Raw genomic sequence first — 20,534 nt, 5'->3', positions numbered from 1 at the left:
TCACGACCGCGGCTCCGTGCGCACCGTCAGCGGCTGGCCGGGATGCAGCACTGCCTGTCCCGGCTCGGGCGTCGCTTCCACCATGAACACCAGCGAGGCGCGGTTTTCCTTGCTGTAGATGAGCGGCGAGGTGAACTCCGCCTCGGGCGAAATGAAGGTGATGCGCGCCTTCACCGGCTGCGCGCAGCCGTCGCAGGCGATGACGGCGCCCTGCCCTATCCGGATCTTGCCCAGCTCCGTTTCGGGAATGAAGAAGCGCGCCTTGATGTTCGCGGGCGGCAGCACGGTAACGATGGCCGCGCCGGCCGGCACCCATTCGCCGGCGCGGTAGGCCACATCGCTGACCATGCCGCCCACCGGCGTGGCCTGGGCTTTCTGGTCGACCTTCCACTGTGCCTGCGCCAGCTGGGCGCGCGCGGCCTCGACTTCCTTTTCGGCGGCCGCGACCTGGTCGCTCCTGGCGCTGGTACCGGCGCTGCGCAGGCGCGCGCGCGCCTGTTCCACCCGGGCGCTGTCGGCCGCCAGCGCCGCTGTCGACTGGTCGAGCCGGGCGCGCGAGATGAATTTGTCGGCCACCAGCTTGCGTTCGCGTTCCAGGTTCGCCTGCGACAGCGCCAGCGCCGCTTCGGCCTCGCGCAGCGCGGCGACCAGGGCCGCCACTTCATCGCTGCGCGCGCCCTTGCGCAAGTCGGCCAGCAGGGCCTCGGCCCGGCCTACCCGGCTTTGCGCTTCCTGGCGCGCCGCTGTTTCGCTGGCCTGTTCCAGCACGTAGGCGGGCGCGCCGGCCTTGACCTGATCGCCACGGCGCAGGTGCACCGCGGTCAATGTGCCAGCCAAGGGGGCCGACAGGCGCACGTAGTCGCCTTCGGCGTAGCCGGGAAAGGCATCGTCGCGCGCCGGCCCGCAGGCCACGCACAGGGTAAGCGGCAAGGCCGCGGCGCAGACGCGCGCGAGCTGGGACAGGTTCATGGCGGCGCAGGCTCCGTGGAAGCGATGAGAATGGCGCGCATGGCCAGGTCGATGCGCAGGGCGATGGCCGGTTCCGACAACAGCGCCTGCTGCGCCAGCGCCGCCAGTTCGGGCGGCGCGGCGGGCAGGCGTTCGAGCGCGCCACCGGCAAGCACGGGGCCGGCGATGGCACCGAGCATGAACGGCAGCAGCTGCATGGCCGGGGCGTCGATGATGTCACCCTCGGCCTGGCCCTGGCGCAGCAGCTGGGCCAGCACCGTGATGTGGCGCGGCAGGTTCTCGCGCAGGAACGACACCGGTAGCGCCTCGCCGCGGCTCGCTTCCGACAGGAGCATCAGCAGCAGGTGGCGGTGCTTGCAGGCGAAGCCGGCCAGCACGCGCAGGGCGCCATCGAGATTCTGCGCACCGCTGCGCGACGCTTGCGCCCGGAGCGTGAGGGCGGCGAACATTTCCTCGTACATGTGCTGCAGCAGCACGCGAAGGAAATTATCCTTGTTCTTGAAGTGGTAGTGGAACATTCCGAGGTTGACCCCGGCATGTTCGACGAGTTTGCGCACCGACAGGCCGGCACAGCCGGTCTGGGGCAGCAAGACCATGCCGGAGGCAATCAGCTGGGCATCGATTTTTTGGGAAGGACGGTTCATGCGACTTATTATACACTTGTGTAGTAATAAGAAAGCACATGTCCGCGTTCAGGAAGAATCGCCCCCTATTCGCCTGCTGATCACTGACGTTTCCTCCACCAGGGCCGCCATCAGCGAGCGTGCATCGCGATGCGTGAGCAGTGGGGCCGACTGTCCGCACCATAGCGACATCAGGTCGGATCGCTCCTGGGCACCGGCGGCTTTTTTCATTATTCCGGTGAACCAGTTCTGTACCGGGTATTGCGGTATCCGCGCGGCGTGCGGCTGCAATTCGTTCATCAGCCGGTTGCGGATGCCACGCGCCAGCCTGCCGCTGAACACCCGCGTCAATCCCGTGTAGCGCGCGTCCGGGCTGAAAAGCATCTTGCGATGGATGGCGTCGGCATTCGATTCTTCACATGCGAGAAACGCCGTGCCGATCTGCACGCCCTGGGCACCCAGCGCCAGCGCGGCTGCGATACCGCGCGCGTCTGCGATGCCGCCCGCGGCGATCACCGGAATGCGAACGGCATCGACCACCTGCGGTATGAGCGAAAAGGTTCCCGATAGCGACTCTTCCGCGCCGCGCAGAAAGGACACGCGGTGCCCGCCCGCCTCGAAACCGGTGGCGACGATCATGTCGACGCCGGCTTGTTCCAGCGCAATCGCCTCGTCGACCGTGGTCGCGGCGCCAAGTGTCACGATGCCAAGTTCGCGGCAGCGCTCGAGCACACTGTGCGACGGAATCCCGAACACAAAGCTCAACACCGCCGGACGCACTTCAAGCACTGCCTCGATCTGCTCGGCGTAAGGCGGAGCGAATCGCTCCGGCCGTTGCGGTATTGGCAGCCCGAGTTCCGTGAAGTACGGCTGCAACAATGCCGTATTGCGCGCGAATGCCGCATCATCAATCCGCGGCTCGTCGGCGTCGTCCAGCGGGATCCATAGATTCAATGCGAACGGACCCGATGTGCGTGCCCGAATCCGGCTTGCGACATCGAGGATGCCGCTCGCATCAAGATGATGAACGCCGAATGAACCAAGGCCGCCGCTTTCGCAAACGGCAGCGACCAGGTCGACCGACGAAATTCCGCCGCCGAACGGCCCTTGGATGATCGGCGCGGCCAAGCCAAGGCGGCGTGCTACTTCAGTATTTTTCCACATGGTTCAGATTCCCGATGTTATCCCGCGGACTGTTTGGTTCATTTCGCACTCTGCAAACCTTCTGCCTTCATCGCTTCCTGCACAGCCGCGCGCGATGCAACGCGTTTGAGGAATGCCTGCACATGCTCGAAGTCCGACAAATCGAGCTTGACATAGTTGGCCCAGCCCGCGACCGTGAAGAGGTAGGCGTCGGCGGCGGTAAAACTGTCACCGGTCAGGTAAGGCCTGCCGCGCAATTGGCCCGATACCCAGCCGAATTTCTTGCTCAGGATTGCGGCGAAGACTGCCTTCGCCGCTGCATCCAGTGCCGGATTGAACAGCGGACTGAACGACTTGTGCAGCTCGGACGTGATGTAGTTCTGCCACTCCATCACCCGATAGCGCGCCATCGATCCGGCGACGGGCATCAAATCGTCGCGGCGAGCATGGTCTGCAATGAATTGCGCAATGGTCGGTCCCTCGGACAGTCGCTGGCCATCATCGAGTTCGAGAACCGGCACATGGCCTTTCGGATTGATGGTGTAAAAATCGATCCCGTCTTGAGTACGGTGCGTGCTGGTGTCGACCTTGATGAGCGTATGCGGCAGTTTTGCTTCACACAGCAGGATATGTGGCGCGAGCGAGCAGGCGCCGGGCGAATAGTAGAGTTTCATGGATGTTCTCCGGTGAGGTTGGCTTCAATGGCGCCGAAAGCGGCTGATTGCGTGATCTGCAATATGGTGTAGTCTATTGATGTTCTTTTCGGAGATAAAGCCACATCCACGCAATTCATCTGATACATCCTGTAATGAATAAAACAGCCAAATGAGACGCCATTTCGAGGATGTTTTGGTAGGCAGCATCGAGCTGTTCTGCGCCGCCGCCGAATACGGCAGTTTTACCGCCGCCGCCAATGCGGTTGGCGTCACGCCCGCCGCAGTAAGCCGCTCCGTATCGCGGCTTGAGGCGCGGCTTGGCGCGCGGCTGTTCGTGCGCACCACGCGGCAAGTGAGCTTGACGGACGACGGACGCCGCTATTTCGAGCAATGCCGGCAGGCGCTCACCCAACTGATCGATGCCGAACGTGCGGTCACTGGCCAGCAAAGCATGCCTTCCGGCGTGCTGCGGATCAGCGTGCCGACAACCTACGGCCATCATCGCGTGCTGCCGCTGCTGCCGCAGTTTCGGGCACTGTATCCGGAAGTGCGGGTCGATGTTCATGTCAGCAACCGCAATATCGATTTTGTCGATGAAGGTTATGACCTCGCCATTCGTGCGCGCGAACCAGCCGATTCGAGCTTTGTCGCCCGCAAGCTGGAAGATGCGGAGCTGGTCGTTGTGGCCGCGCCCGGCTATCTGGCCCGGGCCGGCATGCCGGATTCAATCGCCTCGCTTGCGCAGCACGACTGCATTAACTTTGTGTTGCCCAGTACTGGCCGCCCGATTCCCTGGCTGTTTCGCGAAAAAGGAAAGTTAATCGAAGTGGCGGCGACCGGCAGTTATTGCTTGTACGAAGACATACTCGCCGGGGTGACATTGGCGCGCAGCGGCGCGGGCCTGTTCCAGGCATATCGATTTACGATCGAAGAGGATTTGCGCAACAAGTCGCTGGTCGAAGTATTGTCCGCGCACGGAGGCTGCTCGCGCCCGTTCTCCGTGATGTATCCTCATGGCCGGCATTTGTCCCTGAAGGTACGCGCGTTTGTGGATTTCCTGCTGGATGCCCGCTCCCGCGCACCGGCGCCCGATGGCAGCGCATAACCTGACCGGCAATCGCGTCGTTCACGATCACCGCTGATCAATTCGACGCCAGGCTCAGGACGGCGCCGGCTTGCGACAGCGCCGCCCCCCGCGGCCTCACCCGGCCGTCCAGTACGTACTCCTGACACGGTTATCGTATCCGATGGCGAACAGATCCAGAATGCCGCCGGTGCGCGCAACCGCGGCGATCTGCTGCTTGTCGTGGTCGAACGTCGTCCCGCCCGGAAGCTGGAACCAATCGCCGCTCCACCCCGTGGCGTCGCTCCAGTAGGTGGACCAGGCACGGTTGTCGAAGCCGACGAGAAACAGATCCAGGTTGCCGGGGGCCCGCGCAAGCGCCGTCACGTGTTGCGTGCCATGATCGAAGGTCGTCCCACCGGGAAGCCGGAACCAGTCGCGGCTCCATCCGGAGGCATCGGTCCAGTACGTGGACCAGACGTGATTATCGAATCCGATGACGAACAGATCCAGGATGCCCGGCGCCCGCGCAACGGCAGCGACCCGCTGCCTGGCGTGATCGAACCTCGTCGCGCCCGGCAGCGGGAACCAATCGCTGCTCCACCCTGTTGCATCGCTCCAGTAAGTGGACCAGACATTGTTGTCGAATCCAATGATAAACAGGTCCAGATTACCCGGAGTGCGCGCCAGCGCCGCCACCTGTTGCGTGTTGTGGTTGAAGGTCGCCCTGCCAGGAAGCCGGAACCAATCGCTATTCCACCCCGAGGCTTCAGTCCAGTACGTGGACCAGACACGGTCATCGAATCCGACGACGAACAGGTCCAGGATCCCCGGCGCCCGCGCGACGGCCGCGACCTGTTGCGTCTGGTGATCGAAGACAGCTGCGCCGGGAAGCCGGAACCACTCGCTGCTCCACCCCGACGCCTCGGTCCAGTAGGTGGACCAGACATGGTTGTCGTATCCGATGACGAACAGATCCAGGATGCCCGGCGCCCGCGACAGCGCGGTGACCTGTTGATGTCTGTGGTCAAACCTCGCCCCGCCCGGGAGCGGGAACCAGTCGGCGTTCCACCCGGTGCCCTCGGTCCAGAATGTGGACCACACACGGTTATCGAAACCGATGACGAACAGGTCGAGGATGCCCGGTGCCCGCGCCACGGCAGCGATCCGTTGCTCGTTGTGTTCGAACACGGTTGGGCCGGGAATCGGGAACCAGTCGGCGGCCCATCCTCCCGAGTTACCATGGAGGGCATCAGGCTGGCGTTCTCGATGCGTTGGATTATCTGCAACGGGAACCGCTGTTGCCGCTGTGGGAAATGGTGCTTCCGGAATCTTAGCCATGACAAGCTCCTCTGTTCGTTGCTATTGAGAGAGTTTCATATCGACCTCATGTGGTTTGCCGTAACGATCGGCGCGAGGCTTTCAGTCATGGTAAGTACACGGATGCGGCGTCCAATGTGCCAGCTCAACGAGCCACTTGAGGCGCACTGCACGCTACGTCATGGCCGGACGCAGGCGCTTGCTCAATGCCACCCAGCATTGCCGAGGCGCCTGAAGACGAGTAACAGGAGCAAAAGGATGACGCTTACGGGTAGCGACAGCATGACGCTGAGCAGCAGCGTCCTCGCTGTCTTCGCATTGCGCTTCACGTCCGCCAGCACCGCAAACGGCAGGGGCGCCAGACTGGCCAGCGCGGGAAGGATCAGCAGCGCGCGCCGCCATGACGATCCGCTGGCGCCATCGGCACAGGCAAAGGTCAGGCCGACGACGAGCAGCAGATGAAGCGCGACGAAGACGATGCGCCCGATCACGCCAGTGGCGTCATTGCGACGCTTCGCTCTTGAGGCGTTTGGCCAGCCGCTGATGCGCATTGGCCGCGTACGTGCGGCACTCGCCCGGCACGATGAAGCGGTTGCTGCCGCTGGTGCGCGCCGCATGCTTTTCCAGCAGGTCCGAAAACCCCGGATGCACGGCAATCATCACATCGCATTTGAGTGCCGCCACCTTGTCGATGCTGGCCTGGAACGATGCCGAGCGGTCGGGTTCGGTAGCGTTGCCCAGAAAGCGGAACCCATCCTGCGACATCGGGTTCAGGCTGTCGGCGTACACCACATTGAAGCAGCGCCCGTTCTCGCACGATTGCCACGACCACGTGGTGCCGCCGGTGGTGTGGCCGGGGGTAAGGTGGGCCGTGACAGCCAGCGCTCCCACGCGCAGGATGCCGCCATCGGCCACCTCGGTCACCTGCGCCACCTTCGGAAAGCGGTCCGGGCCGTTGGCCTTGTACTGGGGATCGTCCGGCCCGACCAGGCCGGCGCGCAGCGCCCGCGCCGCCAGTACGCTGGCGGCCACGGTGGCGCCACTGGCGCGCTGCAATTGCGCAATGCCGCCCGCATGGTCGTCGTGCGCATGGGAGTTGACGATCAGCTTCACATCCTCGATGCGAAAACCGAGCGCCGCGATGTTGCGCATGATCAGCGGCGCCGACTGGGGCAGCGCGCCGTCGAGCAGGATATGGCCCTGGTCACCGGTCACCAGCACCGCCGACAAGCCGCGCGGGCCGACATAATACGTATTGCCGACGATCTGGAACGGCTGCTGCGGCTGGTTCCACTCCTCGCAGAGACCGCACTTGACGTCATCGGCCATTGCCGCCGTCATCCCTGTTGCCGTGATCGCCAGGGCGAGTGCCAGCCTGCGCAAGATTGCCATGCATTATCTCCAATGAAGAATGGGCGCCGGCGCGCCCGTTGCCACCGACTGCCCAGCCGATTCGCGCCATGCGAAGTTTGCAATGTTACTCCTTAAACAGCACCCCTTGGGCCACGGCGGCGCGTGACATTCGTACTACGCCGCCCCGTCCTTGCCTGGTCCGCACGCCCCATGCGCAAGCCCAAAAATCAGGAGCGCCGTCCCATCCCGAAAAGGACATCCCGCCGATTCGCCGCCGGGCCCGTCTAAATATACTCACTCCATCGATCACGCAAACGGCCCCAGGCCTTGCAGGGTCACCCGACAACATCACCGGCGAGTAATCATGGACGAAACAGCTTTCTTTTTTGAACTGCTCGGCATGCTGGTCACCGATCCGCGTACCGGCGTGCTGCTGGCCCTGCTGGCCGCCGCCGGGGTGTGCGACTACCGCACCTTCCGCATTCCCAACCTGATCACCGGCGGCGGCATCCTGTTCGCACTGGTCTACAACACGGTCGTGCCGCCCGACTGGCGCGCCGGCTGGACCTGGGCGCCGGCCGGCATGCTGCTCGGTTTCGGCGCGATGCTGCCGATGTACGCGATCGGCACCATGGGCGCCGGCGACGTCAAGCTGATGGCCATGGTCGGCGCCTTTCTCGGCTTTGACGCAACCCTGTACGCCCTGCTGTTTTGCGTGATCACCGCCGGCATCGCCGCCCTCGTCTTCGGCCTGCGCAAGCGGGTGATGGGACGGATGCTGGCCAACACCGGCGACGCCATGCGCGGCATGCTGTGGTCCGCCGTCGCCAGCGGCACGCCGAGGCTGCAGCCGGAAGCCATGCAATCGGTCGGCAAGCTCGCCTACGGCATCAGCATCGCGCTCGGCACCACGAGCTATCTGGTGGCCCAGCAATTCAACCTCGTCTGACCTCGGAAAGAGATCACCATGAAAAACCTCAAGGCACTCGGGCTGATCGTGTTCGCCCTCGTCATCGGACTGGCGGCGGCCGTCTACGCCGCCGGATGGGTATCGCGCCAGGGCGGCGTCAGCCTGAACAAAGTCGTCGTGGCGGCGGTCGACATCGAACCCGGCAGCAAGATCAACCCCGAAATGCTGTCCAACCTCGACTGGCCGGCCGGCGCCACCCCGCCGGGCGCTTTCAAGAACGCGGTCGAGCTGCAGGACCGCATCGCCAAGGTCGGCATCCTGCGCGGCGAACCGCTGCTCGACGGCAAGCTGGCGCCGCAGGGTACCAAGGGCGGCTTGTCGGCTGTCATCGCCGAGGGCAAACGGGCCATGACGGTGCGCGTCAACGATGTGGTGGGCGTGGCCGGCTTTGCCCTGCCCGGCAATTATGTCGACGTGATGGTCAATGCGCAGCAGGAAAAATCGGGCAATGAAGAGGGCAAGCAGATCAGCAAAACGGTCCTCGAACGGGTGCTGGTGCTGGCGGTGGCGCAGGAAGCGGGCCGCGACGATACCAAGCCCAAGGTCGTCAGCGCCGTCACCCTGGAGCTGTCGCTGGAAGACTCGGAGAAGCTCGACCTGGCGCGCAGCGTCGGCACCCTGTCGCTGGTGCTGCGCAACCAGATCGACCAGAAGACCGTGGCAACGGCCGGCATCACCAAGGACGAGCTGTTCGGCGGCAAGAAAGCGCCGGCCCCCGTGCCCGCCCCGGCGGCGGTGCGCAAACCGCGTCCGGCCATGAGCGCGGCCGCGCCGGCCGCCAGCCGCCGCCATTGTGTGGAAGTGATCCAGCACGGCGTGCTGGCAGTGAACTGCTTTTGAACAGCCACGGAGACCTGAATCATGAACAAGCACATTCGCATGGCGGCATGGACCGTCGCGACCGCAGGCATGGTTGCCACGCCTGCCTGGGCAGCAGAAGCAGCAACGCGGGGCGCTGGCGGCCCGAAAAATTGCAAGTCGGTGGTCGTCGCAAAGGCAGCGCAGGTGATGCTCGGTAAGTCGTCGGTGATTGCGCTGACGGCGCCGGTGACCCGCATCGTGGCCAGCGGCCAGCGCGACGCCAAACAGGCTTCCCCGGCAACCCCGGCGGCGGCGGGCGACGCGGCGGACGTGGGCAGCATCGCCGAGATCGAGGTACTGCTGCTCAGCCCGACCGACCTGTTCCTGCTCGGGAAAAAAGCGGGCGCCACCAGCCTCATTTTGCAGGATGCGAGCGGGGTGTGCTACCTGCGCGACATCGTGGTGGAGATCGACCCGGCCACCCTGCAAGCCAAGCTGGCCGAGCTGATGCCCGAGGAAACCGGCATCGTCGTCAAGAGTGCCGAAAACGCCATCGTGCTGACCGGCACGGTGCGCGACGCCGGCCAGCTCGACGAAGCGCTGCGCGTGGCCGGTGCCTACGGCGGCGGCAAGCGCGTGCTCAACCTGCTGCGCGTCGGCTCGCCCCAGCAAGTGATGCTGGAAGTGAAGATCGCCGAAGTCAGCAAGACCCTGCTCGACAAGTTCGGCGTCGATTTTGCCCGCATGGTGGCCTCGGCCGACGGCCTGAGCTCGCGCCTCATCTCGGGCATCCTGGGCGGAGCGCCGGCGGTGGTTGGGCAGTACAGTCACGGCGGCTCGGGCGCGGCACTGGGCGCCGTGGCCGACGCCGCGGTCAGGGGCGGCAATTCGGCCGCCGGGGCGCGGCTGTCGGCGGGAGCGCGCGGCGCCACCCTGTTCGGGGTCGACGCGCAGAAAAAAGATGGCCTGGTGCGGGTGCTGGCCGAACCGAACATCATGGCCATCAGCGGCCAGTCGGCCAGCTTCCTGTCGGGCGGCAAGATCTTCATTCCGGTGGCCCAGTCGCGCGACAGCGGCGGCTCCACCGTCACCCTGGAAGAGAAGGAATTCGGGGTCGGCCTCAAGTTCTCGCCGACGGTGCTGGGCGGGGCCCGCATCAACCTCAAGCTGGTATCGGAAGTGTCGGAGCTGGCCCAGACCGGCTCGCCCTTCACCACCAGCGGCGGCGTGACCTCGGTGCTGCCCTCGATCACCACGCGCCGGGTCGACACCACGGTGCAGCTGAACGATGGCCAGAGCTTCGCCATCGCTGGCCTGATCCGCAACAACGTGACCGAAACCCTGTCCCGCTTTCCCGGCCTGGGCGACATACCGGTGCTCGGCGCGCTGTTTCGCTCGACCGAGTTCCAGAAAGACCAGACCGAGCTGATTTTCATCGTCACGCCGCGCCTGGTCAAACCGGCCAGCGAACTGGCGGCGCCGACCGACCACCACGTGCCGGCCAGTCGTGCCGACCGGATTTTCATGGGCAAGACCGAAGGCAAGTCCGCCCCCGCAAAAACCGAATAAGGAGAGCGCCATGAACACACTCATTTGCCGCGCCGCGCTGCCCGTGCTGGCCATGCTGGCCGGCTGCGCCGCAGCCCCCCGCTACGACGCGCGTTTCGGCGACGCCGTGCGCGAAGCGCGCAGCGCCATGACCATCGACCCGCAGGCGGGCGCCACGCCCGACCCGGTGGCCGGCATCGACGGCCAGGCCGCGCGCGACGCCATGACGCGCTACCAGGATAGCTTCAAGGCGCCGCCGCCGGTGGTCAACGTCATCAACATCGGCGGCCCCGCCGCCAAGTGAGCCGGCAGGCTCGCCACAGGATCTGGCAGCGGCCATGGGGCCGCCGTCCGGAGCAGTACCCCGCCCGCATGGGCGGGCATGTTTGTCCCTCCATCTCACATGAAAGGTACGTCAAATGAACACTTTTTTGAAATCGATAAACCACTCGGTCCAATCCTTCGCCCGCGACGACGAAGGCGCCCAGGTCGTCGAGTATGCACTGATCATCGCGGTCGTCTCGATCATCCTGGTGGTGGCGCTGCGTAACCTCACCGGCACCAGCTTCTCCGGCTTCATCGCCCGCGTCGAATCGTGCCTGACCGGCGGCGCCTGCGCCTGATGCGCGGCGTACCAACAAACTCTTCCCGATAACAAAACTGAAAGGTCCACACCATGAACGCCCTGCTCAACAACGCCAGCCGCAGCATCCGCTCCTTCCTGCGCGACGACGAAGGCGCCCAGGTGGTCGAATACGCGCTGATCATCGCGGTCGTCTCGATCATCCTGGTGGTCGCGCTGCGCAATCTCACCGGCACCAGCTTCTCCGGCTTCATCGCCCGCGTCGAATCCTGCCTGACCGGCGGCGCCTGCGCCTGACCCACCAGCCGACGGACCGCGGCCTGCCCGCGGCCCGTCATTTTTTGGATGAAAACCATGATCCCGCACAATCGATACGCAGTTCGCCAGCGCCAGCACGGCGCGGTGATTCTGACGGTCTGCTTCCTGCTGTTTTTCCTGCTGGGGTTTGTCGCCATCGCCTTCGACCTGGGGCGCCTGTTCATCGTCAAGACCGAGCTGCAAACGGCCATGGACAGCTGCGCCCTGGCCGCGGCCCAGGAGCTCGACGGCCAGTCGAGCGCACTGGCGCGGGCGCGCCGCGCCGGCACCACCGCGGCTAACCTGAACCGGGTCAACCTGCAGTCGGCGAGCTGGGACGGCAAGGGCCAGTTGCCCGACACCGGCATCAGCTTCCGGGACCAGAGCTACATGCCCACCACCGCCCCCGCCAGCGCGCGCTACGCGCAGTGCGAGCACCGCCAGAGCGGGATAAGAATGTGGCTGCTGCACGCGCTGGGCACGTTTGCCGGCAACGGCACGGCCAATCCGTCCACGCGCGCGGTGCTGGCCAGCGCGGTCGCCACGCGCGGCAGCGCCCAGAGCACCTGCCCGATCCCGGTGGCGATGAAAGCCAAGGTGGGCGGCACGCCATCGAACAACTACGGTTTCCTGGTCGGCGAATGGGTGACCGTGTTCGACAAGGCCGGCGCGGCCTCCTCGGCCGGCGAAATGGGCTGGTACAACCTCGATGGCAGCAAAAGCGCCAGCGAAACGGCCGCCGAACTGGCCGAAGGAGGCTACTGCGGCACACGCCTGGGCGACACGCTCGGCACCCCGGGCGCGCAAACCAGCGTGGACCGGCCGTGGAACTACCGCTTCGGGGTCTACAAGAACAGCGACTCCCCCGCCCTGAACCATCCCGACCAGAGCGGATACTCGTACACTGCCGCCAACTGGAAGAATGCGGTACCGCAGAATGCCTTTGCCGGCACGCCGGCACCCGGCTCGCACGCCAGCGCCCAGAACTACATCACCAAGCGCGCCGCCTACGCCTCGCTGGCCGACACCGGCACCAGTATCAAGACCGGGTCGCAGATCGCCTTCAACGACAACAACCGCCTGAACAGCTTCCACAAGCTGGCCACGCCCGGCGCGGCCGGCGAGCACCGCCAGTACGGCACCAGCCGGCGCCTGGTGATCGTCCCGGTGATCAATGGCGCGTCCCAGGTCATCGATTTCGTGTGCATGTTCATGCTGCATCCACTCAGTGGCCCGAACGACCCGGCCAGGCTGGAGTTTCGCGGCCTGGCAGGGATCGCGGCCTCGCCCTGCTCGCCGGGTGGCACGCCGGGTGGCCTGGCCGGGCCGCTGGTGCCGGTACTGGTGAGGTGAGCGCCATGAAAAAACGTCAACAAGGCGTGGCCCTGGTCGAATTCGCGTTCGTGCTGCCGCTGCTGCTCATTCTCTCGCTCGTGTGCGCCGAACTCGGACGCGCCGTCTACCGCTACAACACCACCGCCAAGACCGTGCGCAATGCGGTGCGCTACCTGTCGGTGCAAACCCCGGGCACCCACGTCGTCGAGGCGCGCAACATGATTTTGTACGGGAACGTGGCCGGCACCGGCACCCTGCTCGACCCTGCGCTGACGGCGGCCAACGTGCCGGCGCCGACCTGGCAGACGGCAGGCAGCGATCCGCTGATGAACACCGTCACGATCCGGGTCTCGGGCTACCAATTCCGGCCGCTGATGGCCAATATGTTCGGGGCCAGGTTCGCGGTCATTTCCTTCAACGATATCAGCGCCACCATGCGCAGCCCATTATGAAAACCAGGAAAACAGCCCCCCGCAACGGCGCGACGACGATCGAACTGGCGTTCGTGCTGGTGCTCTTCTTCATGTTCCTGCTCGGCGTGACCGACGTGGCGCGCATGCTGTTCACCTGGAACGCTGCCACCGAGGCGACCCGCGCCGGCGCGCGCTACGCGGTGGTGTGCGCCGACCCGGCCAACCAGGGACAGGTACTGCAGAAGATGCGCATGATGGTGCCCGAAATCGGCGCGGTGGCGCTGGCGTGGGAGCCGTCCGGCTGCGACGCCGCCAGCTGCGCCGGGGTGACGGTGACCGTCACCAGCCTGCAATACCGCTGGCTCTCGCCGGTGGTCGGGGCGGTGATGCCGGTGCGCGCGCTGCCCGCGTTCAGCACCTATCTGCCGCGCGAAATGATGCGGCGCGATCCCAATAACGCGCTCATCTGCCAATAAAACCGAACCAAGGAACTCGCCATGAAAATTGCCATCGTATCGCCCGACAAACTACGCATCAACGAGATCGGGCAGCTGCTGCAGGGCGGCGCGCACGTGGTGCTGCCCACCGTCGGCGGCGCCGGCGACCTGCTGGCGCTGGCCGGGCGCGACCAGCCCGACCTGATGCTGGTCGACGGCTGCGCCGACAGCGCGGGCCTGGCCGCCATCGGCGCGCTCACCAGCGGCCATCCGCACATCGCCGTGGTGCTGCTGTGCGCGATCTGCACCCCCGACTTCCTGATCAACGCCATGCGCTCCGGCGTGCGCGAGGTGCTGCCGGCGCCGCTCGCGCCGGCCGAACTGGAGGCGGCGCTGCTGCGCATCGGCGCCAAGCTGCGCGGCGCCCAGGCGCACAGCGAAGGCAAGGTGCTCGCCTTCATCTCCTGCAAGGGCGGCAGCGGCGCCACCTTCCTCGCCACCAGCCTGGGATACCAGCTGGCGCAAACCCGTTCCGTGCTGCTGGTCGACCTGAACCTGCAGTTCGGCGACGCGCTCGCGTTCGTGCACGATGGCCGTCCCGCATCGACCCTGGCCGACGTGGCGCGCGCCATCGCGCGCCTGGACGCTTCCTTCCTGGCCGCCAGCACGGTCAAGGTGACGCCCAATTTCAGCATCCTGGCCGCGCCCGACGACCATGCGCAGGCGGTCGAAATCAGCGCGGCGCACGTGGAGGCGGTACTGGCCCTGGCGGTGCGGCACTACGACTACGTGGTGCTCGATATCGGGCGCCCGGTGACCACCCTGAGCATCAAGGCGCTCGACCGCGCCTATCGCATTTATCCGGTACTGCAGGCCGGCCTGGCGTCGATCCGCAACGCCAAGAAGATGCTGGCCATTTTCAAGTCGCTCGATTACGGTGCCGACAAGATCGAACTGATCGTCAACCGCTTCGAGCGCAAAGGGGCGATCGGCGTGGCCGAGATCGAGCGGGCGCTGGGCAAGTATGCGATCCACACGGTCGCCAACTCGTACAAGCAGGTGACCGCGGCGATCGACCATGGCGAACCCTTGACGGCGAACGCGCGCGCCAACCCGGTGCTGCACGGCGTGGCCGCTCTGGCCGAAGCGCTCATGACGCGCCCGCAGGCCGCGCACACCGCGCAGGACGGCGTGCCGTCGCGCCTGTTCGGACGCCTTACCGGACGCCTGTTTGGACGCCACTCAGGAGAATCCCATGTCCTTCCGTGAACAACTCAATGCCATCGACAGCCAGGCCGACATGCGCGTGGCCGCCTCCGGCGCCAGCGACGACTACCACGTCATCAAGGGGCGCATCCACCTGAAACTGCTCGACAAGTTCGACCTGGCCGCGCTCGAAGCGCTGCCAGGTCCCATGCTGCGCGGCGAAATCGCGGTGATGGCCGAACGCCTGCTCGACGAGGAGCAGGCGGCCATCAACGAATCGGAACGGCGCTCGCTGATCCGCGACATCCAGCACGAGATGCTCGGCTTCGGCCCGCTGGAACTGCTGATGGCCGATCCGACCGTCTCCGACATCCTGGTCAACAGCTACAACCGCATTTTCGTGGAACGCAAGGGCCGGCTGGAACTGAGCACGGTGCGCTTCACCGACGAAAAGCACCTGCTGCGCATCATCGACAAGATCGTCTCGCTGGTGGGGCGCCGCATCGACGAATCGAGCCCCATGGTCGACGCGCGCCTGCCGGACGGCTCGCGCGTGAACGCCGTGATCGCGCCGGTGGCGCTGGATGGCCCGATGATGTCGATCCGCCGCTTCGCCCACATTCCGCTGAAGATGGATAACCTGATCCACGACCTGCACAGCCTCACGCCCGACATGGCGACCGTGCTCGAAGGGCTGTGCAAGTCGAAGGTCAACATGATCATCGCCGGCGGCACCGGGGCCGGCAAGACCACCCTGCTCAACATCCTGTCCGGCTTCATTCCGCCGGCCGAGCGCATCGTCACCATCGAAGACGCGGCCGAACTGCAGCTGCAGCAGCCGCACGTGGTGCGCATGGAGACGCGCCCGGCCAACATCGAAGGCAAGGGCGAAATCACGCAGCGCGCGCTGGTGCGCAATGCGCTGCGCATGCGCCCGGACCGGATCATCATCGGCGAGGTGCGCGGTGCCGAGGCGGTCGACATGCTGCAGGCCATGAACACGGGCCACGACGGCTCGCTCACCACCATCCACGCCAACAACCCGCGCGACGCCCTCTCGCGCCTGGAAAACATGATCGGCATGGCCAACCTGAATTTGCCGCACAAGGCGGCGCGCCAGCAGATCGCCTCGGCCATCACGGTGGTGATCCAGGGCCTGCGCCTGATCGACGGGCGCCGCAAGATCACCAGCATCCAGGAAATCACCGGCATGGAAGGCGACATCATCACCATGCAGGAAATCTTCGCCTTCCGCCAGACCGGCGTGGCCGCCGACGGCGCCGTCGAAGGCTACTTCCAGGCCAGCGGCGTGCGCCCCAAGTTCAGCGACCGCCTGCGCGCGTTCGGCGTGAGCCTGCCCGACGCCATGTTCGACAGCACCCGCCGCTACCAGTAGGAGGCCATCATGCTCAGTCAAGTCAACGGCGCTGGCAGCGGCGCTCCCATTTCGCCGCTGCTGTCGGTGCTGGTGTTCATCGCGGTGGTCCTGCTGTTCGAGGGGATGTACCTGATGTGGAAGACCTACAAGGGACCGCAGGCCAAGAAGATCGAACATCGCCTCAACGCCTTGTCGGCGGCGGGCGACAGTTCGGCCCAGTCGCACCTGCTGCGCGAGCGCATGATGAGCGAGCTTCCGCTGTTCCAGCGCCTGTTGCTGCGCCTGCCGCGCGCCCACCAGCTCGACCGCTATCTGCTGCAGGCGAACCTGAACTGGACCGTCTCGAAACTGCTGCTGGCCTGCGTGGCGCTGGGCGCGGCCAGCTTCCTGCTGGTGACGGGACTGCTGCACCAGCCCTTCATGGCCGGTGCGCTGGCGGGGGGCGTGGTGGCCTGGCTGCCGCTGGCCTATATGCTGCGCCGGCGCCGGCGCCGCCTGACGAAACTTGAGCAGCAATTGCCCGACGCGCTGGACCTGCTGGCGCGCGCCCTGCGCGCCGGCCATGCCTTCGGGGCCGGCCTGCAGATGATCGGCGACGAAATGGCCGAGCCGATCGCCAGCGAATTCCGGCTGGTGCATGACGAGATCAACTTCGGCGTCTCGCTCGAACAGGCGCTGGGCAACCTGAGCGTGCGCGCGCCGATCACCGACCTGCGCTACTTCGTGGTGGCAGTGCTGATCCAGCGCGATTCGGGCGGCAACCTGACCGAGGTGCTGACCAACCTGAGCCGCCTGATCCGCCAGCGCCTCAAGCTGTTCTGGCATGTGCGCGTGCTCTCGGCCGAGGGCCGCATGTCGGCCTGGCTGCTGTCGCTGCTGCCGTTCGCCATCGGTGGCCTGATGAGCGTGTTCAACCCGGAATTCATGGCGCCTTTGTGGACCGACCCGCTGGGCCAGAGCCTGGTGCGCGGCATGCTCATTTCGATGGCGTTCGGCATTCTGCTGCTGCGCCACATCATTCGTATCCGTATCTGAAAAGGGGATCATCATGTTCGTGCTCGCTGCCCTGGTCTGCCTGGCCGTCACCACCGCCATCGCCGGCCTGTATCTGCTGCTCGTGCCCACCCGCCTCGACCGGCGGCTGGACGCGATCGGCAATCCGGCCGCCGCAACCGACTGGAGCGCCACCGTGGCGCAGGCGGTCGGCCCGTTCGCGCGCGTGCTGGCGCCCGCCGGCGACTGGGAAAGTTCGCCCCTGCGCCTGCGCTTCATCAATGCCGGCATCCGGCGCAACGACGCGCGCCTGATCTATTTCGGCCTCAAGACGGTGCTGCCGCTGGTGTTCGCGGGCGCTACCTGGCTGCTGCTGCGCGCCTTCACCGGCATGGACGAAATGACGGTGCTGATGAACCTGGGGATCGCGGCGCTGGCGGGCTGCTACCTGCCGAACGTGGCGCTGTGGCTGCGCCTGCGCGAGCGCAAGCGCGAGATTTTCGAGCACTTTCCCGATGCCGCCGACCTGATGCTGGTGTGCGTGGAAGCGGGCCTGGGGCTGGACGCCGCCTTGACGCGGGTGGCCGATGAAATGGGCATGAGCAGCCGCGCGCTGGCCGAGGAACTGCACCTGACCAACCTGGAGATGCGGGCCGGCGCCAGCCGCGCCCAATCGCTGCGCAACCTGGCGCTAAGGACCGGTATCGAGGAAGTCGGCACCTTCGCCACGATGCTGGCGCAATCGGATAAATTCGGCACCAGCATCGGCGAATCGCTGCGGGTGTTTTCAGAAGACCTGCGCCACAAGCGCCAGGTGCGGGCCGAGGAGCATGCGGCCAAGGTACCGACCAAGATGCTCATTCCGCTGGCCCTGTTCATCTTCCCGGCGATCATCATGGTGGTGCTGGGGCCGGCGATGATCATCATCGTGCGCACCATCATGCCGGTGCTCAGTGCCCATTGAGGCGCTCGTGGCGCGGGCCGGTCTCGCCGGGCTGGGGCTGGACCAGGCCATGGCGGATCGCGTACACGTACATGCCGAGCCGGTTGGGGACGTCGAGCTTGCGGTAGATCGAACTGAGATGGTTGCGCAGGGTGTGCTCGGAAATGAACAGGCGCTGCGCCACCTCGTGGTTGGCGCAGCCGCTGTGTTCGACGGCAGCGCTGACGATGGCGCGTTCGCGCGCGGTCAGGGCGGCGTGCTTTTCCTCGGGCGGATCGGGACGCAGCGCGCGGCGCCAGCCCAGCATCTGGCCGAACACGCGGTCCATGGTGTCGGCGTCGAACCAGAGTTCGCCGCGGTGGATCTTGGCGATGGCCTTGATGACTTGTTCGGCCGTCACTTCCTTGTGCAGGATGCCGCGCGCGCCGCGCCGTACCGCCAGGTCGAGCAGGTCCGGATCGTGGGCGGCGGTCAGCACCAGCGCGCGCGAGACGCCGTTGGCCAGCAGTTCCGGCAAGAACTCGACCGTGGACACGCCGCCCAGGTCGAGGTCGAGCAGGATCACGTCCGGCGCCAGTTGCGCGGCGCCGGCCAGCGCCTCGTCGCAGGTGCGCGCCGTGCCCACCACCGTCATGCGCGGGCGTTCGGCGTCGACCAGGGTTTGCAGCCCCCACAGCATGGTCTGGTGGTCTTCCACCAGCATGACCTTGACCGGGCCGGAGTCGTCCTGTGCTTCACTTTTCATAATGGGATCTCCACGGTGACAATGGTGTCGTTGGCGCCGCCCTGGCGCACGGAGGCAGCGCCACCAAGGGCGCTGGCACGCTCGCTGAGCGAACGCGGCTGGAAGATCGGCGGCGCATTGCCTCTGTGCGCGTTGACGATCTCGATATGCAGCATGGCGCCGCTGCAGCGCAGCGCCACAGTGGCCGTTGTGGCGTCGGTGTGGCGGCAAACGTTGCTGATGCCTTCGCGCACGATCTGCAGCACTTCCGCGCCGAGCCGGTCGCCGAGCGTGACGTTGGCGCCGACATCGATGCGGATCTCGACGCCGTACGTCGCCATCGCCCGGGCCGCCTGACGGCGCAGCGCGGCCAGGAAGATGGCGTCGTCGGCGGGTGCGGCGCCGCAGGCACGCTGGGCCTCGTCGCGCAGCTGCGCGATGACCTCGGCCGCCATCGTCACCAGCTTGTCGAGGTCGGGGGCGAGCGGATTGCTGGGCTCGGCCTTGCGGCACAGAGCGACCAGGCCGAGCTGCAAGCCGATGTAGGACTGGATGGCTGTGTCGTGCAAGTCGAGCGCGATCTTCTTGCGCTCCAGGCCGGCCGCGTCGGAAGCGATGCGGTCCAGCAGATCGATGCGGTCGATGGCGCGCAAGCCCTGTTCGGCGATACGCGCCAGGAACAGTGCATCGCCGCGGCCCAGGTGGCGCAGGCGCGTGGCCACGTAGATGCGGCCCTTGCCGCGCCCAAAGCTCACGGGGGCGCTGATGAACGAGGTCGTGCCCAGCAGGTCGGCCACTTCCTCCAGGCGGGCAGGGTCGTGCGGCGCCCAGGCACTGTCATGACCGAGCGCGCAGCCGCCGAAGGCGCGCCAGCAGCGCCACGCGCGCGTGAACAGCAGCACCTGCGTAGGTGGCTCGGGCAGCAGGGCGCGCGCCAGGGCGGGGTCGATCGGGTCCGCCGGCGCCACCGTCGGGCCATGTGCGCGCACTGTGCGCAGCGCGTGGCCGCCGCTGTCGTGGTCGCCCAGCAGCAGCAGGCAGCTGTCGGCAGTGAAAAACGCGCGCACCCGCTCCAGCGCGGCGGTCATGCTGCGGTCGATGCCGAAGCGCGGATTGGCCACCTGGCTCAGTTCGCGCAGCAGTGCTTGGCGGCGTGCCGCCAGAATGTGCATCTCGCCCAGCTGGGCGATTACGCGGCCGAAGGCGAGCAGCACGACCGCGCGCAGCAGCAGGCGCGCCGGCGTCACGTCGGGCAGCGTGATGATGGCCGCCACGTAGTACAGAAGGACGGTGGCGATGGTGACGCGCACGCCTTCGGCCAGGCCGTAGCGCAGCGATGCGACCACGATCGCGAACAGCAGGAAGACCAGCGGGAAAATCTCGGCCGGGCCGACCGCGGCCACCACGGCCGCCGACACGGCCACGTCGAGCCGGTGCCGCAGCTTGCCGCGGGTCCAGCGCGGCTGGCATTGGGGGAACAGGTAGACAGCCGCGCACAGCGCCGCATAGACGGACAGGACCAGCAGCGCGGTGACGTTGATACGGTCGGGGCCGGCGTGGTCGAGGACGGCGACCAGGACCGCCGACACGGTCAGCACCAGCCGGATGCGCGCGACCAGTTGGCTATAGGCGACATCCCACTGCGCCACCGTACCGGCAGCATCCTTGTCGAGGGGGGAGTCCGCGATGACCATCGTTGTCGTTCCGTTCGCAGTCAAGCCGTGCCGCCTGCCGCCGTCGCCGTCGGGCCGGGCCGGGCCGGGGTTACTGTTGGTGTTG

General features: G+C 66.3%; 23 protein-coding genes. 14 read left to right on the top strand and 9 right to left on the bottom strand.

All coding sequences use genetic code 11. The features are described from left to right. The 4 genes from CR152_RS04790 to gstA are packed head-to-tail and all read right to left on the bottom strand — an operon-like array spanning position 1 to position 3,409. The gene (locus CR152_RS04790) at positions 1–969 is read right to left on the bottom strand and encodes an HlyD family secretion protein (protein ID WP_099873900.1); all 969 of its coding nucleotides are present in this window, start codon (positions 967–969) and stop codon (positions 1–3) included. Continuing rightward, positions 966–1,613 carry a TetR/AcrR family transcriptional regulator gene (locus CR152_RS04785; RefSeq protein ID WP_099873899.1) on the bottom strand — a complete coding sequence of 216 codons (648 nt, stop codon included), beginning with the start codon at positions 1,611–1,613 and terminating at the stop codon, positions 966–968. Before CR152_RS04785 ends, CR152_RS04790 begins: the two co-directional genes overlap by 4 nt. A 48-nt stretch (positions 1,614–1,661) precedes the next feature. After that, the gene (locus tag CR152_RS04780) at positions 1,662–2,756 is read right to left on the bottom strand and encodes an NAD(P)H-dependent flavin oxidoreductase (protein WP_099873898.1); all 1,095 of its coding nucleotides are present in this window, start codon (positions 2,754–2,756) and stop codon (positions 1,662–1,664) included. Positions 2,757–2,794: 38 nt separating this feature from the next. Continuing rightward, positions 2,795–3,409, bottom strand: coding sequence for a glutathione transferase GstA (gene gstA, locus CR152_RS04775; protein WP_099873897.1), 615 nt, complete (start codon positions 3,407–3,409; stop codon positions 2,795–2,797). A 151-nt stretch (positions 3,410–3,560) separates the two neighbouring features. Here gstA and CR152_RS04770 point away from each other — a divergent pair, with 151 nt between their 5' ends. Next, the gene (locus tag CR152_RS04770; RefSeq protein ID WP_099873896.1) at positions 3,561–4,496 is read left to right on the top strand and encodes a LysR family transcriptional regulator; all 936 of its coding nucleotides are present in this window, start codon (positions 3,561–3,563) and stop codon (positions 4,494–4,496) included. Positions 4,497–4,592: 96 nt separating this feature from the next. Here CR152_RS04770 and CR152_RS04765 read toward each other — a convergent pair whose 3' ends face one another. The 3 genes from CR152_RS04765 to bla form a co-directional block, all read right to left on the bottom strand. After that, positions 4,593–5,795, bottom strand: a complete 1,203-nt coding sequence (locus CR152_RS04765) for a CV39L family lectin (RefSeq protein ID WP_157778323.1) — start codon at positions 5,793–5,795, stop codon at positions 4,593–4,595. A 182-nt stretch (positions 5,796–5,977) separates the two neighbouring features. Beyond that, a complete protein-coding gene (locus tag CR152_RS04760) occupies positions 5,978–6,265 on the bottom strand; it encodes a hypothetical protein (protein ID WP_099873894.1) in 288 nt (95 codons plus the stop codon). A 10-nt stretch (positions 6,266–6,275) separates the two neighbouring features. Continuing rightward, a complete protein-coding gene (bla, locus tag CR152_RS04755; RefSeq protein WP_099873893.1) occupies positions 6,276–7,166 on the bottom strand; it encodes a subclass B3 metallo-beta-lactamase in 891 nt (296 codons plus the stop codon). Between the two features lie 325 nt (positions 7,167–7,491). On the opposite strand from bla, the gene CR152_RS04750 reads away from it, so the two are divergent. The 13 genes from CR152_RS04750 (at position 7,492) to CR152_RS04690 (ending at position 18,052) form a co-directional block, all read left to right on the top strand. Next, positions 7,492–8,076, top strand: a complete 585-nt coding sequence (locus CR152_RS04750) for an A24 family peptidase (protein ID WP_099873892.1) — start codon at positions 7,492–7,494, stop codon at positions 8,074–8,076. Positions 8,077–8,094: 18 nt separating this feature from the next. Further along, entirely contained in the window at positions 8,095–8,937 is an 843-nt protein-coding gene (cpaB, locus tag CR152_RS04745) for a Flp pilus assembly protein CpaB (protein ID WP_099873891.1), read from the top strand. Between the two features lie 21 nt (positions 8,938–8,958). Then, positions 8,959–10,467, top strand: a complete 1,509-nt coding sequence (locus CR152_RS04740; RefSeq protein ID WP_099873890.1) for a type II and III secretion system protein family protein — start codon at positions 8,959–8,961, stop codon at positions 10,465–10,467. A gap of 10 nt (positions 10,468–10,477) precedes the next feature. Further along, positions 10,478–10,750, top strand: a complete 273-nt coding sequence (locus CR152_RS04735) for a hypothetical protein (RefSeq protein WP_099873889.1) — start codon at positions 10,478–10,480, stop codon at positions 10,748–10,750. Positions 10,751–10,865: 115 nt separating this feature from the next. After that, a complete protein-coding gene (locus CR152_RS04730) occupies positions 10,866–11,069 on the top strand; it encodes a Flp family type IVb pilin (RefSeq protein ID WP_099873888.1) in 204 nt (67 codons plus the stop codon). A 53-nt stretch (positions 11,070–11,122) separates the two neighbouring features. Continuing rightward, positions 11,123–11,326 (top strand): Flp family type IVb pilin, encoded by a 204-nt coding sequence (locus CR152_RS04725; protein WP_099873887.1) that lies wholly within the window; start codon positions 11,123–11,125, stop codon positions 11,324–11,326. A gap of 57 nt (positions 11,327–11,383) precedes the next feature. Beyond that, the gene (locus CR152_RS04720; protein ID WP_099882002.1) at positions 11,384–12,679 is read left to right on the top strand and encodes a pilus assembly protein TadG-related protein; all 1,296 of its coding nucleotides are present in this window, start codon (positions 11,384–11,386) and stop codon (positions 12,677–12,679) included. A gap of 5 nt (positions 12,680–12,684) precedes the next feature. After that, a complete protein-coding gene (locus CR152_RS04715) occupies positions 12,685–13,113 on the top strand; it encodes a TadE/TadG family type IV pilus assembly protein (protein WP_099882000.1) in 429 nt (142 codons plus the stop codon). After that, entirely contained in the window at positions 13,110–13,550 is a 441-nt protein-coding gene (locus CR152_RS04710) for a TadE family protein (protein WP_099873886.1), read from the top strand. The genes CR152_RS04715 and CR152_RS04710 overlap by 4 nt, the downstream gene beginning before the upstream one ends. A gap of 21 nt (positions 13,551–13,571) precedes the next feature. After that, on the top strand, positions 13,572–14,780 hold the full coding sequence (locus tag CR152_RS04705) for a CpaE/TadZ family protein (protein WP_099873885.1): 1,209 nt from the start codon (positions 13,572–13,574) through the stop codon (positions 14,778–14,780). Beyond that, a complete protein-coding gene (locus CR152_RS04700) occupies positions 14,767–16,113 on the top strand; it encodes a TadA family conjugal transfer-associated ATPase (protein ID WP_099873884.1) in 1,347 nt (448 codons plus the stop codon). Before CR152_RS04705 ends, CR152_RS04700 begins: the two co-directional genes overlap by 14 nt. Before the next feature lie 9 nt (positions 16,114–16,122). Next, positions 16,123–17,130: a type II secretion system F family protein gene (locus tag CR152_RS04695; RefSeq protein WP_099873883.1), complete on the top strand. Its 1,008-nt coding sequence runs from the start codon at positions 16,123–16,125 to the stop codon at positions 17,128–17,130. Positions 17,131–17,143: 13 nt separating this feature from the next. Continuing rightward, the gene (locus CR152_RS04690; RefSeq protein ID WP_099873882.1) at positions 17,144–18,052 is read left to right on the top strand and encodes a type II secretion system F family protein; all 909 of its coding nucleotides are present in this window, start codon (positions 17,144–17,146) and stop codon (positions 18,050–18,052) included. Here the strand turns inward: CR152_RS04690 and CR152_RS04685 are convergent. Beyond that, positions 18,039–18,776 carry a response regulator transcription factor gene (locus CR152_RS04685; RefSeq protein ID WP_229413276.1) on the bottom strand — a complete coding sequence of 246 codons (738 nt, stop codon included), beginning with the start codon at positions 18,774–18,776 and terminating at the stop codon, positions 18,039–18,041. The genes CR152_RS04690 and CR152_RS04685 overlap by 14 nt on opposite strands. Then, positions 18,773–20,449, bottom strand: coding sequence for a sensor histidine kinase (locus CR152_RS04680; RefSeq protein ID WP_099873881.1), 1,677 nt, complete (start codon positions 20,447–20,449; stop codon positions 18,773–18,775). Before CR152_RS04680 ends, CR152_RS04685 begins: the two co-directional genes overlap by 4 nt. Positions 20,450–20,534 lie beyond the last annotated feature (85 nt).

Origin of the sequence: Massilia violaceinigra, from assembly GCF_002752675.1 — a bacterium.
Taxonomy (GTDB): domain Bacteria; phylum Pseudomonadota; class Gammaproteobacteria; order Burkholderiales; family Burkholderiaceae_D; genus Telluria_A; species Telluria_A violaceinigra.
Note: the sequence above shows the minus strand (reverse complement) of the source record. Positions and strands in the feature narration are given on the sequence as shown.

Coding starts and splice junctions, on each gene's coding strand:
- CR152_RS04790 (WP_099873900.1), bottom strand. CDS start 969: ATGAACCTGTCCCAGCTCGCGCGCGTCTGCGCCGCGGCCTTGCCGCTT.
- CR152_RS04785 (WP_099873899.1), bottom strand. CDS start 1,613: ATGAACCGTCCTTCCCAAAAAATCGATGCCCAGCTGATTGCCTCCGGC.
- CR152_RS04780 (WP_099873898.1), bottom strand. CDS start 2,756: ATGTGGAAAAATACTGAAGTAGCACGCCGCCTTGGCTTGGCCGCGCCG.
- gstA (WP_099873897.1), bottom strand. CDS start 3,409: ATGAAACTCTACTATTCGCCCGGCGCCTGCTCGCTCGCGCCACATATC.
- CR152_RS04770 (WP_099873896.1), top strand. CDS start 3,561: ATGAGACGCCATTTCGAGGATGTTTTGGTAGGCAGCATCGAGCTGTTC.
- CR152_RS04765 (WP_157778323.1), bottom strand. CDS start 5,795: ATGGCTAAGATTCCGGAAGCACCATTTCCCACAGCGGCAACAGCGGTT.
- bla (WP_099873893.1), bottom strand. CDS start 7,166: ATGGCAATCTTGCGCAGGCTGGCACTCGCCCTGGCGATCACGGCAACA.
- CR152_RS04750 (WP_099873892.1), top strand. CDS start 7,492: ATGGACGAAACAGCTTTCTTTTTTGAACTGCTCGGCATGCTGGTCACC.
- cpaB (WP_099873891.1), top strand. CDS start 8,095: ATGAAAAACCTCAAGGCACTCGGGCTGATCGTGTTCGCCCTCGTCATC.
- CR152_RS04740 (WP_099873890.1), top strand. CDS start 8,959: ATGAACAAGCACATTCGCATGGCGGCATGGACCGTCGCGACCGCAGGC.
- CR152_RS04735 (WP_099873889.1), top strand. CDS start 10,478: ATGAACACACTCATTTGCCGCGCCGCGCTGCCCGTGCTGGCCATGCTG.
- CR152_RS04730 (WP_099873888.1), top strand. CDS start 10,866: ATGAACACTTTTTTGAAATCGATAAACCACTCGGTCCAATCCTTCGCC.
- CR152_RS04725 (WP_099873887.1), top strand. CDS start 11,123: ATGAACGCCCTGCTCAACAACGCCAGCCGCAGCATCCGCTCCTTCCTG.
- CR152_RS04720 (WP_099882002.1), top strand. CDS start 11,384: ATGATCCCGCACAATCGATACGCAGTTCGCCAGCGCCAGCACGGCGCG.
- CR152_RS04715 (WP_099882000.1), top strand. CDS start 12,685: ATGAAAAAACGTCAACAAGGCGTGGCCCTGGTCGAATTCGCGTTCGTG.
- CR152_RS04710 (WP_099873886.1), top strand. CDS start 13,110: ATGAAAACCAGGAAAACAGCCCCCCGCAACGGCGCGACGACGATCGAA.
- CR152_RS04705 (WP_099873885.1), top strand. CDS start 13,572: ATGAAAATTGCCATCGTATCGCCCGACAAACTACGCATCAACGAGATC.
- CR152_RS04700 (WP_099873884.1), top strand. CDS start 14,767: ATGTCCTTCCGTGAACAACTCAATGCCATCGACAGCCAGGCCGACATG.
- CR152_RS04695 (WP_099873883.1), top strand. CDS start 16,123: ATGCTCAGTCAAGTCAACGGCGCTGGCAGCGGCGCTCCCATTTCGCCG.
- CR152_RS04690 (WP_099873882.1), top strand. CDS start 17,144: ATGTTCGTGCTCGCTGCCCTGGTCTGCCTGGCCGTCACCACCGCCATC.
- CR152_RS04685 (WP_229413276.1), bottom strand. CDS start 18,776: ATGAAAAGTGAAGCACAGGACGACTCCGGCCCGGTCAAGGTCATGCTG.
- CR152_RS04680 (WP_099873881.1), bottom strand. CDS start 20,449: ATGGTCATCGCGGACTCCCCCCTCGACAAGGATGCTGCCGGTACGGTG.